10 protein-coding genes and 6 tRNA genes are annotated in these 15,001 nt (G+C 49.8%); 10 read left to right on the plus strand and 6 right to left on the minus strand.

Annotation, left to right across the window (positions count from 1 at the left end):
• Positions 1-4 precede the first annotated feature (4 nt).
• The 6 genes from coaBC to ACO0LK_RS10970 all read right to left on the minus strand — a co-directional run bounded on the left by coaBC (position 5) and on the right by ACO0LK_RS10970 (position 7,506).
• A complete protein-coding gene (gene coaBC / locus ACO0LK_RS10945; protein WP_422975048.1) occupies positions 5-1,219 on the minus strand; it encodes a bifunctional phosphopantothenoylcysteine decarboxylase/phosphopantothenate--cysteine ligase CoaBC in 1,215 nt (404 codons plus the stop codon).
• Between the two features lie 17 nt (positions 1,220-1,236).
• The gene (gene lspA, locus ACO0LK_RS10950) at positions 1,237-1,764 is read right to left on the minus strand and encodes a signal peptidase II (RefSeq protein WP_422974934.1); all 528 of its coding nucleotides are present in this window, start codon (positions 1,762-1,764) and stop codon (positions 1,237-1,239) included.
• Positions 1,765-2,014: 250 nt separating this feature from the next.
• Positions 2,015-4,879, minus strand: coding sequence for an isoleucine--tRNA ligase (gene ileS, locus ACO0LK_RS10955; protein ID WP_422974936.1), 2,865 nt, complete (start codon positions 4,877-4,879; stop codon positions 2,015-2,017).
• Between the two features lie 71 nt (positions 4,880-4,950).
• A complete protein-coding gene (locus ACO0LK_RS10960; RefSeq protein WP_422974938.1) occupies positions 4,951-5,928 on the minus strand; it encodes a bifunctional riboflavin kinase/FAD synthetase in 978 nt (325 codons plus the stop codon).
• Between the two features lie 141 nt (positions 5,929-6,069).
• Positions 6,070-6,285, minus strand: a complete 216-nt coding sequence (locus ACO0LK_RS10965) for a hypothetical protein (protein WP_110257360.1) — start codon at positions 6,283-6,285, stop codon at positions 6,070-6,072.
• A 72-nt stretch (positions 6,286-6,357) separates the two neighbouring features.
• Entirely contained in the window at positions 6,358-7,506 is a 1,149-nt protein-coding gene (locus ACO0LK_RS10970; protein WP_422974940.1) for a methyltransferase, read from the minus strand.
• Between the two features lie 232 nt (positions 7,507-7,738).
• Here ACO0LK_RS10970 and ACO0LK_RS10975 point away from each other — a divergent pair, with 232 nt between their 5' ends.
• The 10 genes from ACO0LK_RS10975 to ACO0LK_RS11020 all read left to right on the plus strand — a co-directional run bounded on the left by ACO0LK_RS10975 (position 7,739) and on the right by ACO0LK_RS11020 (position 14,652).
• The gene (locus ACO0LK_RS10975; RefSeq protein WP_422974942.1) at positions 7,739-9,511 is read left to right on the plus strand and encodes a DUF885 domain-containing protein; all 1,773 of its coding nucleotides are present in this window, start codon (positions 7,739-7,741) and stop codon (positions 9,509-9,511) included.
• A gap of 825 nt (positions 9,512-10,336) precedes the next feature.
• A complete protein-coding gene (locus ACO0LK_RS10980; protein WP_422974944.1) occupies positions 10,337-11,881 on the plus strand; it encodes a hypothetical protein in 1,545 nt (514 codons plus the stop codon).
• A gap of 471 nt (positions 11,882-12,352) precedes the next feature.
• Complete coding sequence (locus tag ACO0LK_RS10985; protein WP_422974946.1) at positions 12,353-12,592, plus strand: hypothetical protein; 240 nt, start codon at positions 12,353-12,355, stop codon at positions 12,590-12,592.
• A 143-nt stretch (positions 12,593-12,735) separates the two neighbouring features.
• Positions 12,736-12,812, plus strand: a tRNA-Pro gene (locus tag ACO0LK_RS10990).
• A 16-nt stretch (positions 12,813-12,828) separates the two neighbouring features.
• A tRNA-Gln gene (locus tag ACO0LK_RS10995) sits at positions 12,829-12,904 on the plus strand.
• A 92-nt stretch (positions 12,905-12,996) separates the two neighbouring features.
• Positions 12,997-13,071, plus strand: a tRNA-His gene (locus ACO0LK_RS11000).
• Between the two features lie 27 nt (positions 13,072-13,098).
• Positions 13,099-13,183, plus strand: a tRNA-Leu gene (locus tag ACO0LK_RS11005).
• A gap of 482 nt (positions 13,184-13,665) precedes the next feature.
• Positions 13,666-13,750 (plus strand) — tRNA-Leu (locus ACO0LK_RS11010).
• Between the two features lie 129 nt (positions 13,751-13,879).
• A tRNA-OTHER gene (locus tag ACO0LK_RS11015) sits at positions 13,880-13,963 on the plus strand.
• Between the two features lie 191 nt (positions 13,964-14,154).
• Positions 14,155-14,652 (plus strand): protein-tyrosine phosphatase family protein, encoded by a 498-nt coding sequence (locus tag ACO0LK_RS11020; protein WP_422974948.1) that lies wholly within the window; start codon positions 14,155-14,157, stop codon positions 14,650-14,652.
• Positions 14,653-15,001: the final 349 nt, after the last annotated feature.

Here is a 15,001-nt window from a genome sequence, read left to right on the forward strand (position 1 = left end):
AGAATTAAATCAGGCTGGTACGTAGTGCTATTTCAGCTATCAGGTTCTGGGCCAGGGTTTGCTTGTCGGCGCGTGGCAGGGCAGTATGGCCCTGCTCATCAAACAGCACCAGCTCATTGTCGTCCTTGCCAAAGGTGTGATGGCCGATATTGCCAACCAGCAGAGGAATGTTTTTCTTGAGTCGTTTGGCCGCGCCGTATTGCAACAGGTTTTCTGATTCGGCGGCAAAGCCTACGCAGTAAGGTGCATCGGGCAGGGCCGCCACGGCTGCCAGAATGTCGGGGTTTTGGGCAAACTGCAGTTGCGGCACATCACTGTCGCTGGTTTTTTTCAGCTTCTGTTCGCTGGCATTGGCGATGCGCCAGTCGGCGACGGCGGCAACGGCGATGAAGATATCCTGTCTGTGTTGCACTGACTGGTTGAGTTGTGCCATCACTGCATCATGCATTTGCTGTGCAGTCTGTACCTGTATGCGGCGCACACCATAGGGTGTATCCAGTGCCGTAGGGCCAGAGACCAGGGTAACGATGGCACCGGCCTCCCAGGCCGCCTGGGCAATCGCATAGCCCATCTTGCCGGACGATAAATTGGTGATGCCGCGCACCGGGTCGATAGGTTCGAACGTGGGGCCGGCGGTGATCAGCACATGTTTGCCAGCCAGGGTCTTGGGCTGGAAGGCAGCGATGATTTCAGCCAGCAATTGTGCAGGTTCCAGCATGCGGCCCATGCCGGTTTCACCGCAGGCCTGGTCGCCGGCAGCAGGGCCCATGAGCTGTATGCCATCGGCCTTGATCTGTTGTACATTGCGCTGGGTGGCGGGGTTTTGCCACATTTCCACATTCATGGCGGGGGCAATCAGCAAGGGCAGGTGAGCGGGGCGGGCAACGCACAGGGTGGACAGTAAATCATTGCAGGCACCGTGTGCCAGCTTGAAGATAAAGTCTGTGCTGCACGGCGCAATCACAATGGCATCAGCATCACGCGTCAGGTCTATATGCGGCATATTGTTACTGATGCGCGCATCCCACTGATCGGTATAAACGGTATTGCCAGACAGGGCCTGCATGGTCACCGGGGTGATGAAATGGGTGGCAGATTCTGTCATCACCACCTGCACGTCGGCACCAGCTTTGCCCAGCGCACGTGTCAGTTCTGCGATCTTGTAGCAGGCTACGCCACCGGTCAGGCCCAGAACGATCTTTTTACCAGCCAGTCGCAGACTCATGGTGCTACTCCTTATTTTTTCACGCGGCGCAATTCATCCAGTATGAATAATGCCGCACCTATGCAAATTGCGCTATCGGCGATGTTGAAGGCCGGAAAATGATAAATTTCCAGATAATGGAAATCCAGAAAATCGATCACATGACCATACAGCAGCCTGTCGATGACATTGCCAAGTGCACCGCCCATGATCAGTGCCAGCGCCGTGCAAAACAGCTTTTGCCCGGCATGGCGTTTCATCAGATAGGTGATATAGGCGGCGGCTATCAAACCGATGGCGGTGAAAAAATAGCGCTGCCAGCCAGTTTCGGTGGCCAGGAAGCTGAACGCTGCCCCCTTGTTGTACACCAGTGTCAGGTTGAAGAATGAGGTGACGCTCAGTGTCTCGGCATAGGCAAAGGCCTTGCTGATGGTGATCTTGCTGACCTGATCCAGCAAGATGATGATGGCAGCCAGGCCCAGCCATGGCACAAGGCCAGCACCGGAAGAGCTTGAACCTGAATAATTATTGCTGGTAGCAGGACGTTTTTTGGTCGCCATGGGCATTGAACTCTTGTGAAGTCTTGGTGAATACGGGCTGGGGCAGCACATTAATGATTGATTGCTGACCCAGCCTACATTACTTACTTATTTGCTTACTTACTTAGAAAACCTGTTTACGATCTGTAGCGAGCGTGCGTCAGCAGGGTGAAGAGCAGCGCAAAAAGCGGAATGTACTTACAGTACATGAGCATTTTGAGCAGCACATGAGCCCTGATCACGCACGCGCAGTAAGATCGTAAGCAGGTTTTTATGCATAACGACGTGTTTCGCCAGTTCCAAACAGATTGCTGACGCAACGGCCACACAGGCCAGGGTGTTCTGCATGGCTGCCTACATCCGCACGATAATGCCAGCAACGCTCGCATTTTTCATATTTGGATGGAGTAACGACTACCGCTTCTTCCGCTTCGCTGGCAACCTGTTCCACACCTGCTGCAGAGGTGATCAGGGTGAATTTCAAGTCGTCGGCAAAACTGTTCAATACATCAAACTTGCTGCCGCTGGCCTTGATCGTCACTTCTGCTTGCAAGGATGAACCTATGCCACCGGCCACGCGTACTTCTTCCAGTTGCTTGGTCACATCCGTACGGACTGCGCGCAGGGCGGCATACTTGGCCAGCAAGGCTTCTGCATCGGCGATTTCTGGCAGGCTGTAATAAGTTTGCGTGAAGATGGTTTCATCACTGTCTTTGTAAGCATCGGCAGCGGCAAAGAACTGCCATGCTTCTTCAGCGGTGAAAGACAGCATCGGTGCCATCAGGCGCAACAGCGATTGTGTGATATGCCAGATTGCAGTTTGCGCAGAGCGGCGTGCATGCGAAGTCGTGCCGCTGGTGTACAGGCGGTCTTTGAGGATGTCGAGATAGAAACCACCCAGGTCTTCCGAACAGAATGACTGCAATTTGCTGACCACAGGGTGGAATTCAAACGCATCAAAATGTGTCAGGATATCTTTTTGCAATGCCGCCATATTGGCGATGGCATAACGATCTATCTCTAACAATTCATTGATCGCAACGGCATCTTTGGCTGCATCAAAATCAGACGTATTTGCCAGCAAAAAGCGCAAGGTATTGCGGATGCGACGATAGGCTTCTGTCACGCGTTTCAGGATTTCGTCAGAGATGGACAGTTCGCCTGAATAATCAGACGACGCCACCCACAGACGCAAGATATCAGCACCCAGTGTGTCGGATATTTTTTGCGGTGCCAGTGTATTGCCCAAAGACTTGGACATCTTCTTGCCATCGCCATCAACAGTGAAGCCATGTGTCAGCAAGGCTTTGTAAGGCGCACGGCCATCCAGCATCGATGCTGTCAACAATGAAGAATGGAACCAGCCGCGATGCTGGTCAGAACCTTCCAGATAAAGATCTGCCGGGAAGGCTGATTGCGCTTTATGTGAACCGCGTAAGACGGTCTGGTGTGTCACACCAGAATCAAACCAGACGTCCAGGGTGTCGCGGTTTTTCACATACATGGCAGCTTCATCACCGAGCAAATCAGCGACTTCGATTTTTTGCCAGGCTTCGATGCCTTCTTTTTCTATGCGCAGGGCGATTTGTTCCAGCAGCTCAGGCGTGCGTGGATGCAATTGGCCCGTTTCTTTGTGCAGGAAGAAGGCCATAGGCACACCCCATTGACGCTGACGCGACAAGGTCCAGTCAGGACGGTTGGCTATCATGCCATGCAAACGTGCTTTGCCCCATGCCGGGAAGAAGGCGGTGTCATCGATGGCCTTCAATGCTGTCTGACGCAGGCTGTCACCGCCCGCTTTGGGCGTATTGTCCATGCTGGCAAACCACTGTGACGTAGCGCGGTAGATGATCGGTGTCTTATGACGCCAGCAATGCATATAGCTATGCTCAAACATCTTGAACGCAAACAGGGTACCAGCCTCGCGCAGCTTGTCGCAGATAGGCTTGGACGCTTCCCAGATCGTCATGCCGGCAAAGAAAGGCAGGCTGGACGCAAACTTACCATCACCCATGACAGGGGCGATGATGTCGTCATCCTTCATGCCATGCGCCTTGCATGACTGAAAATCTTCGATACCGTAAGCAGGGGCAGAGTGCACCACGCCGGTACCAGTTTCTGTACTGACGTATTCACCCAGGTAGACTGGAGAAAAACGGTCATAGCCCGCATCCAGTGCTGACAGCGGATGTTTGAATTTGATTTCAGACAAATCCGCACCCAGGCAGGTAGCGATGACGTCACCCGTCAGACCGTAGTTGGTCAGGCTGGCTTCGACCAGGTCTTTTGCCAATATCAGCAGAATGTCTTCACCTTCACGCTGGGTCTTGACCAGTGCGTAAGTGATTTCCGGGTGCATGTTCAGCGCCTGGTTGGACGGGATGGTCCATGGCGTTGTGGTCCAGATGACGCAATACCCTTTGTCCAGCGGCAGCTTGTCCAGCTTGAAGGCGGTAGCCAGTTTGTCATGTTCAGCAAACGGGAAGCCGACATCGATGGATGGGTCACGTTTGTTTTCGTATTCAACTTCAGCTTCGGCCAGGGCAGAACCGCAATCAAAACACCAGTTGACCGGTTTCAGGCCGCGATAGACATAACCTTTTTCCAGCAATTTACCGAGTGCACGCAATTCATCTGCTTCATTGCCAAAGGCCATGGTTTTGTAGGGATTATCCCATTCACCCAAAACACCCAGACGGATAAAGCCTGCTTTTTGTTTTTCTATCTGTTCATTCGCATACACGCGTGCCTTGGCATGCACCTCGGCCACGGGCAGGTTTTTGCCAAACAGTTTTTCTACCTGAATTTCGATAGGCATGCCATGGCAATCCCAGCCTGGTACATATGGCGCATCAAAGCCAGCCATGGTACGGGCTTTGACGATCATGTCCTTCAATATCTTGTTGACCGCGTGGCCCAGGTGGATATCGCCATTGGCATACGGTGGGCCATCATGCAGGATGAATTTCGGGCGACCGGCAGATGCCTTGCGCACACGTTCATAGATTTTCTTGTCTTGCCATTCCTTGACCCACTTGGGTTCGCGCTTGGCCAGATCGCCGCGCATGGGGAAAGCTGTTTCGGTCATGTTGACCGGGTATTTACTGGCAGTTTTTGCCGCTTTGTTTTCAGACATAATGAGTTTTCTATTTTTAAAATCGGGATGAAGTCACAAGCAAGTACAGTAAAAGTACAACAAGGTGAGCTTCAAATTCGGTCAGTGGCAGAGCGTGCAGGACGGTGGCTGTCGGCAAAATAGGCGCGTGCCTGATCTGCATCCTTGTTGATGGCCGCAGTCAGGGTTGGCAGGTCTATGTATTTTTCTTCGTCCCGCAGCTTTTTCAAAAATTCTATCTGCACGACTTTGCCATACGCATGACCACTGTAATCAAATACATGGGTTTCCAGTAGCACGCGGCCACTGTCATCAACAGTAGGGCGCACACCCAGGCTGGCAACGGCAGGCAATGGCTGCTCGGCCAAACCGTGAACCTGCACGATAAAGATGCCATGCAGGGCAGGGCGATGATGGGCAATGCGCAGGTTCAGCGTAGGGAAACCAATGGTGCGCCCCAGCTTTTGGCCATGCACAACATGACCAGAAATACGGTAAGGATGACCCAGCAAGGCTTCAGCTTCATCAAAATCACCATTGGCCAATGCCAGGCGTACCGCCGATGAAGAAATGCGCACGCCCTTGTTTTGTACCGAAGGCAGGGTTTCAACCGTAAAGCCAAAGCGCTGCCCGGCTTCAGTCAGCGTGGCGATATCGCCGGCGCGTTTGGCGCCAAAGCGAAAATCTTCACCGACCATGACCCATTTGACATGCAGGCCATCGACCAATACTTTTTCTATGAAATCCTGCGGCGACAATGCGGCGAAGTGGGCATTGAAATGTTCAACGATCACCCTGTCCACACCTGCTGCCTGCAACGACGCCATGTTGTCGCGCAAATTGGCGATACGGGTAGGTGCTTTTGAGATGTCACCCATCATCTGGGCAAAAAATGCACGCGGATGTGGTTCAAATGTCATCACGGCGGCTTCTATGTCCAGACGTGTGGCGGCATCCCGCAAACGGGCAAGCAAAGTCTGGTGGCCCAGATGCACGCCATCAAAATTGCCTATCGCCAGCGCACAGGGTGCACGGGAGGCTGCATTTGGAAGTCCGCGAAATACCTTCATTGTTTCCAGAAAACTGCTGCAAAGCCTTAGATTATAAATGCTTTCGTCTGGCTATAGACCTGATCTGAGGTGCAAATGCAAATTTTGCAAGGGAATAATGCGAGAAATTCCTGTTTTGCTTGTCACTTGCTTGCCAAGGAATTAATGATGATGCGACCACAAGACATCATTGGAGCTGAGATAGGACTGAACAGCTTCCTTGTTGCCAGTCGCGTGTTTCATGATTTCACCGCAGTTGCAAATGCCCTGGTAGGGTTGAATGTGCGAGCAGGCAGAGACTTTTTGCAGGAAGACCTGGACGGATTTGCTGCAGTTTTTGCACTTGAAGGTCAGGATGCGGGCGGGTTTGTTGATCATGATGCTAATTTTCTAAACAATTAATAAATTCAGTGAGCAGGCCAAGGACTATCACTGCTCACAATACAACTGCTATTTTAATTTTAAACGCCACAATGAAGTAACTTCTTTGACGCGAGCAGCATGCAAGGGATCGTTTTCATCCGTAGATTTTGGATGACGCGGCTTGATATCCATCTTGCCGACAACGGTCAGACCACCAGCTTCTATCCAGCCCGGCAAATCTGTCGTGTTGCGCAGGCCCAGGTGTTCGGCAAAGTCTGACATGATCAGCCAGGCTTCGCCCTGCGGTTCCAGATGTTCTGCCACGCCTGCAAGAAAGCCGCGCAACATGCGGCTGTCAGGGTCATACACGGCATATTCTATGGGCGAATTGGGGCGTGCTGGTAGCCATGGTGGGTTACAGACCACCAATGGTGCGCGGCCAGGTGGGAACAGGTCTGCCTGCATCAATTCTACCTGGCCGGACAAGCCCAGCCTGTCCACGTTTTCACGGGCGCAGGCGAGGGCACGCTGGTCCTGGTCGGTCGCCACTATTTTTTTGATGCCGCGTTTTGCCAGCAAGGCTGACAGTACACCCGTGCCCACACCGATATCAAAAGCCAGGTCGGTCGATGGCAACGGAGCCTTGGCCAGCAAGTCTATGTATTCACCACGTACCGGTGAAAAGACACCGTAGTATGGGTGGATTTTTGCGCCCAGTGCAGCAATCTCCACACCATTCTTGCGCCATTCATGTGCGCCTATCAGGCCCAGCAATTCTCGCAGGGAAGCGACAAAGGCGGTCGTCGGTTCACCATATACTTCCTGACAGGCTTGCGTTACATCCGGCGCGCGGCGCAGGGTGATGCGGTAGTCGGCTTCAAAAGGAATCAATACCATCGCCAGTACGCGGGCACGCTGCGATTGTGCCTGGCGATGCAGGTTGAATGCTTCTTTTGCTGATTCTGGTGCTTTGGTTTTTTTGCTGGCCTTGGCCGGTTTTTTATCGATGCGGCGTGCTAGTGCCTGCAATAACTGTTTGGCATTGTGATAGTCGCCACGCCACAGCAGGGCCGTGCCTTCGCATGCCAGCTTGTAGGCGGTTTCTACATTGATGCGGTCATCGGCAATCTGCACGCGCCTGGGGGCCGGCGCGCCGCTTTCTGAATGCCAGCGGCATGAGCGTGCTTCGTCGTTTTCTGTCCAGTGCAATTGTGTAACCGGGTTGGGGGTGTTCATGTTTTTCTTTTTGTGATGCTGCGGGTTTGCCATGACTAAGCGTGGCCAAGGCTGGAGTGTAACAAAGAAAGGCCCTTGAATGAGTGTCCACTATGGCAGCTTGGATGTTGCGGGAGTGTTGCAGGCATGTTTTCTTTATCTATGGGCAATAAAAAATACAGCTGATGGCTGCTATCTTGTGTTAACCTCGTATTTCTTAATATATTAAGCCTGCGAGATACTTACTATGTCCATGCCATTTCGTCCTGTTCTGATTGTCACTTTGCTGTCTTCACTGGTAATGGCTGCGCCTGCCAGTATGTCTGCTACGGTTGCGCCGGTAGCTGTTACCAAAAAAGCGGATCAGGGGTTTGCCCGGATCAAGGCTGCTTTCCTGAGCGCCTTGTGGCAACAGGATCCGGATATGGCAATGGCGGCAGGTCGCTATCAGGATGCGAATAAACTGGTATTGCCCAATCAATCTACCCGCGACGCCTATGTGGTTTTTGCGGATCACTGGCTGGCGCAAATCGGCAAGGTCGATGCAGAAAGCCTGTCTGCCAGAGAACAGACTGATCTGGCACTGATACGCAATTACCTGAACGGCACGCGCTGGTACCTGACGCAATTCCGCGAATTTGAATGGAACCCGACCCAGCATAATATCGCTGGCAGTTTTGATGCCATCCTCAATACCGACTTTGCACCTAAAGCCAAACGCGTGCTGGTAGCAATACAGCGCCTGCAAGCCGTGCCTGCGTATTACGCGGCTGCCAAAGTCAGCATCAAGAATCCCACGCCGGAACATACACGCCTGGCAATCAAGCAAAGCGCCGGTGCCATCGCTGTGCTGGCAGAACTGGAAAAAACAGCCGCACAAGAGAAACTGACAGTCAAAGACAAAGCAGCCCTGGATGACGGTTTAAAAAATGCCCGTGCTGCCGTCAATGATTATGTACAGTTTCTGGAAGCATTGGAAAAAACACTGGACCCGGCCACCGCACGCTCTTTCCGTATAGGCAAGGATTTATACGAAGGCAAATTTGTTGCCGACATCCAGTCTTCACTGACGGCAGAGCAGACTTACCAGCGCGCACTGAAGTTTAGAGATGAAGCGCATCTGAACATGGAAAAACTGGCGGATCAGCTCTGGGATAAAACCATGGGCACGCAAGCTAAACCAACTGACCGCGTCCGCAAGATTGCCATGGTTATCGATAAACTGTCTGAAAAACATGTGGCCGCCCAAGACCTGTTCACAGAAATCCGCAGCCAGTTGCCGCAATTGGAAAAATGGATACGTGAGCATGATCTGGTCAGCCTGAACGCCAAAAAGCCTTTGATCGTGCGTGAAACGCCGGTCTACCAGCGCGGTGTCAGTCTGGCATCAATAGAAGCCCCCGGCATCTTCAGGCCCAATGACAAGACCTATTACAATGTCACGCCTTTTGATGGTCAAAGCCCGGAACAGATAGAAGGCACCCTGCGTGAATACAATCACTGGGTCTTGCAGATACTGAATATCCATGAAGCCATTCCTGGCCATTACACCCAGTTGCAACATGCGAATCAGTCGCCATCGGTGATCAAGACCCTGTTTGGCAACGGTGCCATGGTCGAAGGCTGGGCTGTCTACAGCGAACGCATGATGCTGGAATCGGGCTATGGCGGCAATACGCCTGAAATGTGGCTCATGTATTACAAATGGAATCTGCGCGCCGTCTGCAATACCATTCTCGATTATCAGGTACATGTGCTGGGCATGACAGAGGCAGAAGCCAAAGATTTTCTGATGAACCAGGCTTTCCAGACCAAGGCAGAAGCCGACGGAAAATGGCTGCGCGTGCAGTACACCTCAGTGCAACTGACCAGTTATTTCAGCGGTTACAGCGAGATACTGGAGTTCCGTGAACAGCTCAAAAAACAGCAGGGCGACAAATTCAGACTCAAGCAATTCCATGAACAGTTCCTCAGCTATGGCAGCGCGCCTGTGGGGATGATCAAGAAGTTGATGTTGAAGGATTAAATCAAATTGGCAATTGATAGGTGAGTGTTGTGTGTGTGTGTCCTGAGTTGCGAATTCGTTGAAAAATAAATCAAGCGGATTATTAACTCAGGGAGCTGCCTAGCTGAAATCAATCTCGGTCATAGAGAAATTTAACGTGTTTTTCTCTGTGACACCTCTGTGTCTCCGTGTCTCTGTGTTTCTGTGGTGTGTGGTTTTTGGGATGAAATAACCAGCAAGGTGTTTTGACGCCAAGGCAGTCATTCATTCGCTGCTTTCCAGTCAGCATTGCCACATGGGTACGGCGCTGACACGTATTGCTAATGCACGGTTTTGACTGTACCTATCGGATGTTGGTCTTATATCCTTATGGCCAGAAATGGGCGCATTTTTGCACATTCATATCCCGGAAGGAAACCCCTTAGCTATACCGCAGTAGTTAGCGTGTGCCATATCTTTAGCGATTAGCCCGGATGCGATCAACGCTCCGGGCTTTTTGATTTTTACTTGGCATGATTTTTAGTACTTGAAATAGTGTGGCTAGTCGCATTAAGGACGATGGGGCGATCTTGCGTAAATTCTGATGCGAAGTGTAGCGCAGCCTGGCCGCACAACTGCTGTGGGAGCAGACGGTTCGTGGTTTGAATCCTCGATTCGCCTGCCAGATTGATTTCAATGTTACTGGGCTTGATTGAAGACCTTAATTTTTGTTATGTGCAAATTTTTAGAAGCAAATCAAAAAATAGCAAAACGAAAATATTACTTGTGGTACATTTATATTGCTAATTTATATTTCATAAATTACACCGAATTTATTTTTCTTAAACTTTACTTAAGGGTGGTCATATGAAAAGTAATCGATGGAAATTTCTTGTATTTGGTTTAAGTGCATCCATTAGCATCGTAGCGCAAGCCGCTGTTACTGTTGGTTCAGCCCAATTTCATGCCAAGCTGTATTCCGAAGCATTGGGTCGCATACCAGATCAAACCGGTTGGAATTCGGCAATGAATTATTATGCTAATAGCGCTTGCAATTCGCAGACGCTTTTAGCACAAGGGGTATCAGTTCTTACCTCATCTGAGTTTAGCAACTTAACGCCAAATAACAATGAAAAGATATTTAAACTGATCCGGGCTGCTTTTCATCGCGATCCTAACTCTTCCGAATTTTCTACAATATCTGCACAATTGAACAGCGGCACATCGTGGAATTCAATTGTGCAGAGCATATTTACCTCGACGGAATTTAATCAGCGCGTATCCATATACTGTGGTTCAGCGCCATCTGGCTGGCAGCCGACTCAGCCATTTAATGTTCAATCGACGTCAACCGGCAGTTTTTCAGATACATCTGGAAGTAATTTGCAGAGCTTAATCGATCAAACGCCACCAGGAGGAACCGTTTATTTAGAACAAGGTGCAATTGTAAAATTAAATCAATCCTTGATCTTAAGACAGGGAAGGACGCTAAGCACTATAGGCTTACCTGGTAGAAGACATTCTGGCTTACTGGGCCGACTTGTGCGTGACAGTGGATTCAATGCCCCGTTGGTACAACTGGAAGCTGGAAGCACATTAAAAAGTGTATGGATTGATGGCCAAAAGAATCGGTTTGGATATTCCAGAGATGCGATAAATCTTAATTCCGTCGGCTCAAATATACAAATTATTGATAACCTGATCACTGATTCAGCTGGGTGGACAAACTCACAATATTACGGATCATATGATGATGCCACATGCTCTTACGGGTACATCGGCGCAAATTTGATTACAGCGTATGGTGCGACACACACAATTCCTGATTCACACACAGATGGATTAAGTGTTGCGTGTGAAAATACGACTGTCGAAAACAATGAAATAATAGATGCAACGGATGTCAGCATTATTGTTTTCCCTGCAACTCCCAGACAGGGCGCTGCAGTCACGCAGAGAAGTATAGTCAGGAATAATTTCGCGTTAAATGCGGGGAACTCAGCCTATGCAGCTTATGCAGTAGATGGATTGCGGAACAGGGGTGTTAGCCATAATTTCTTGGGAACTGTATTTCAAAATAATACGATCTGGTCGAGCCCAGTGGCTCACATAGATATAGTTTTGGCGGTAGGTACGCGTCCGTGGTTTGGCAGCACCAGTGATATCGGGTATGGCCCATCATTTGATGGGAACACTACGGGCATCTCTACAGTGCGGGGTAACATGGGGATCGCCATTAGTGGAATGAAAGAAGTGTACGTTCAGAATAATGTTCTTTCTTTTCTACAAGTTCCAGCGTCACCATCATGCCCGCTATTTAATGTTGGAGCATCAACATTGGATGGATACGCGAGTGGGAATATTCAATCTTTTATTAATACTGTAATTCCTGCGTGTAATTGGCATCAATAAAATTAGCGTTATGTAGCCGTAGGCATGAGTAGTAAAGATACTGCTCATGCCACATAATTTTGGCGGACCAGCGGCGAACTGATGTTCAATTTCATTCAATCGACGTGTTCAAGGTAAGGGCAGAATAGGTCGGCCTTGATTCCACTGCCGTATCTCCAACAAGCCTGACACCAGTCCTGTCTATTTACTGCGCCATCACAAGTGGGCATTCGTACAGAGTGCCTTACCTTGCATGGCAAATCAAGATATTGATTCGCCTGACATACATTTCAATAAAATGCGTTTTAGCTTGATGTAGGCGTGCTTGCCGTATCTCCTTCATCAGTGAAAATATAAATATTTTGAAGAAATAACCTGCTACATGAATAAATTCGTCATTTAATGCTTGTTTTATTTAAATGCCTGTGGCAAGATAGCTCCATCGAATACAGCAGTACCCACTAAATAAACCAACCTACAAAAGGACAGATTGTGAAAACTACGCGACTCCAACAACTGAATCAGAACTTGCGCACTCATGCGCAGGGGCTGGCACAGGCTGGCGATGCGGTTCTCAATCTGTTCCCGCTATCGTCCCATGCCTCGCTCGCCAATCTGCCTTTGCAGTTAGCGCAGCCCAGCTCGCATCCAGCATTGCCCTTGCATCATCTGGGCGCAGGTATGCAATTCAACATCCGGGGGGAAACCTCACAGGTATCCGGCACCAGTTAGTGTGCCTGATAACTGTAGCGACAAGCCCGGATGCGATCAACGCACCGGGCTTTTTGGTTTGTATACAGAGTGATTTTTAATAATTGAAATAGTAGGACCAGTCGCAGCAACGCAGCTGAGGCGGTTTTGCGTAAGTTTTGATACGGAGTGTGGCGCAGCCTGGTAGCGCAACTGCTTTGGGAGCAGAAGGTCCGAGGTTCGAATCCTCGCACTCCGACCAGTTTAATTAATACAACAGGGGATTAGCCAAGTGGTGACGGCATCTGGTTTTGAACCAGACATTCCAAGGTTCGATTCCTTGATCCCCTGCCAGTTTGACGTACCTGTCATGTCGTCGCATGTGTCGCATGCACGCTTTACAGGTAGACAGTGAAACAGAAATAAAAGCTTCAGCCTGCTTTGGGGTGGCCATAACTTAACGGTGAAAGTCGTGGACTGTGAATCCGCTTATCTCGGTTCGATTCCGAGTGGTCACCCCAAAGCAGGTTGAAGTGAATAAGGTTTATGCGCGTGTGGTGGAATTGGGATACACGCTGGTCTTAGAAACCAGTGCCGAAAGGATTGAGGGTTCAAGTCCATCTGCGCGCACCAGGTTGAAGTAGGGTGCACCATGTGCACCGGATGTTTTGTGCATATCGCTATTTGCGTAAAACAGCGAACGGTGCACATGGTGCACCCTACACCAAGAGTGAAATTGACAGAGTTTAAATGCGCGTGTGGTGGAATTGGCATACACGCTGGTCGATGAACTCATTTCACCTACAGGAGCTAGCGGGAACGGACGATTCGGGTGCATTGCTACGTTGCGCCGCTTGCTAAGGCAGCAGCCTTAGCCGCACGACGACGCCTTGCACTGCATCCCGAATCGCCTCGTTCGCACTCGCTCCTGTAGGTGAAATGAGTTCTGAACCAGTGCCGAAAGGATTGAGGGTTCAAGTCCCTCTGCGCGCACCAGGTTGAAGTAGGGTGCACCATGTGCACCGGATGTTTTGTGCATATCGCTATTTGCGTAAAACAGCGAACGGTGCACATGGTGCACCCTACACCAAGAGTGAAATTGACAGAGTTTAAACGCGCGCGTGGTGGAATTGGTATACACGCTGGTCTTAAACACGAGCGCCTGAAGGCATGAGGGTTCGATCCCCTCCGCGCGCACCAGGTTGAAGTAGGGTGCACCATGTGCACCAGGTTTTTCGTGCCATCGAATTGTATAAAACATCGAACTGTGCGTGCAGCGCATCCAGTAAATTGGACCGTGCATCTATAAAACGACACATACAGAATTTTGGAAGCGTGGCAGAGTGGTTGAATGCACCTGTCTACATACAGCTTTGCTGTCGGGGGCCGTGAGTTCGAATCTCACCGTTTTCAATTTTTACTTTCTCATGAAGGAGCAACTGAAAGCCTGTTCCTTCATGAGAAGCTGATGTATCCGCTTATGCCCATAGATTGAAACGTGTAATTTCTTCGTGCTGAAAAGCGACAATCCGGGAGCGTATTCTAGTTTTGAAATCCGATTGCCTTATTCACTTGTTTTCATATTGATGAAATGAATCTTATTTATGTATTCCGACATTTATAAAGTAAGTCAGCTCGGTAAAGGGTTTCTGGCTGTCATGGCCAAACCTGTTGGCGGTGAATGGATAGAAGATGAGTTTCGTGGGATCGCGCAATTCGGAATATGCCGTCTCGTGTCTCTTCTTGAAAATCATGAAATTCGTGAATTGGGCTTGCAAGCCGCACCTGCTTTATGTGCCGCAAATCAAGTTGATTTCCTGCACTTTCCTATCAAGGACAGAGGTGTGCCATCTTCCTTATCTGCTACGAAAAAACTCGTGACGCATCTGCATTCGTCCATTGTTAATGGCGACAATACGGTAATACATTGTCATGCCGGCATTGGCAGAACAGGATTGCTGGCTGCAGCAATCCTGATAAGGCATGGCGAAGATGTGGCTGAGGCTCTTTCAATGGTAAGTAAAGCGCGCAGGGTTCCTGTTCCTGACACCGAAGAGCAAATAAATTGGCTTAAACAGCATCAGGCTGCCTTGCGTATTTGATGTGTCTGATGTGCCTGACCTTCCTCAGGTGCCTGATTTGCCGTTTTTTCGCAAAACCCAGGCATGCCACACCATTCTTGCAAGTAAATATTTCCAAGTGGAAAATTATCTTCAGTCTATTTTGGTGCAGCCTGAGAAAATTTGTCAAAAATGCCCCAAAGCAGTTCAAAAAATGTGGCAAGAGTAGTTTTTTTACAAATCTGTTAAAAAAAGTAAACACGGGTCACAAAATTGACATGTGTCGATGTTAATCTAGTAATCGTTTGCGCAAACGATTGCTTAGTTGAACTGTCGTTAAATCTCGTTTCTGGAAAGCTGCAAACAGCATCGTGGTAAGAAGAATAGGTAG

This window comes from Undibacterium sp. Ji49W (assembly GCF_049340205.1).
Taxonomy (GTDB): Bacteria; Pseudomonadota; Gammaproteobacteria; order Burkholderiales; family Burkholderiaceae_D; genus Undibacterium.

What these genes read in the sequence shown, in the direction of transcription:
- ACO0LK_RS10970 (WP_422974940.1), bottom strand. Translation starts at nt 7,506, where the DNA reads ATGAACACCCCCAACCCGGTTACACAATTGCACTGGACAGAAAACGAC.
- ACO0LK_RS11020 (WP_422974948.1), top strand. Translation starts at nt 14,155, where the DNA reads ATGTATTCCGACATTTATAAAGTAAGTCAGCTCGGTAAAGGGTTTCTG.
- ACO0LK_RS10980 (WP_422974944.1), top strand. Translation starts at nt 10,337, where the DNA reads ATGAAAAGTAATCGATGGAAATTTCTTGTATTTGGTTTAAGTGCATCC.
- ACO0LK_RS10975 (WP_422974942.1), top strand. Translation starts at nt 7,739, where the DNA reads ATGCCATTTCGTCCTGTTCTGATTGTCACTTTGCTGTCTTCACTGGTA.
- ACO0LK_RS10965 (WP_110257360.1), bottom strand. Translation starts at nt 6,285, where the DNA reads ATGATCAACAAACCCGCCCGCATCCTGACCTTCAAGTGCAAAAACTGC.
- lspA (WP_422974934.1), bottom strand. Translation starts at nt 1,764, where the DNA reads ATGGCGACCAAAAAACGTCCTGCTACCAGCAATAATTATTCAGGTTCA.
- ACO0LK_RS10960 (WP_422974938.1), bottom strand. Translation starts at nt 5,928, where the DNA reads ATGAAGGTATTTCGCGGACTTCCAAATGCAGCCTCCCGTGCACCCTGT.
- ileS (WP_422974936.1), bottom strand. Translation starts at nt 4,879, where the DNA reads ATGTCTGAAAACAAAGCGGCAAAAACTGCCAGTAAATACCCGGTCAAC.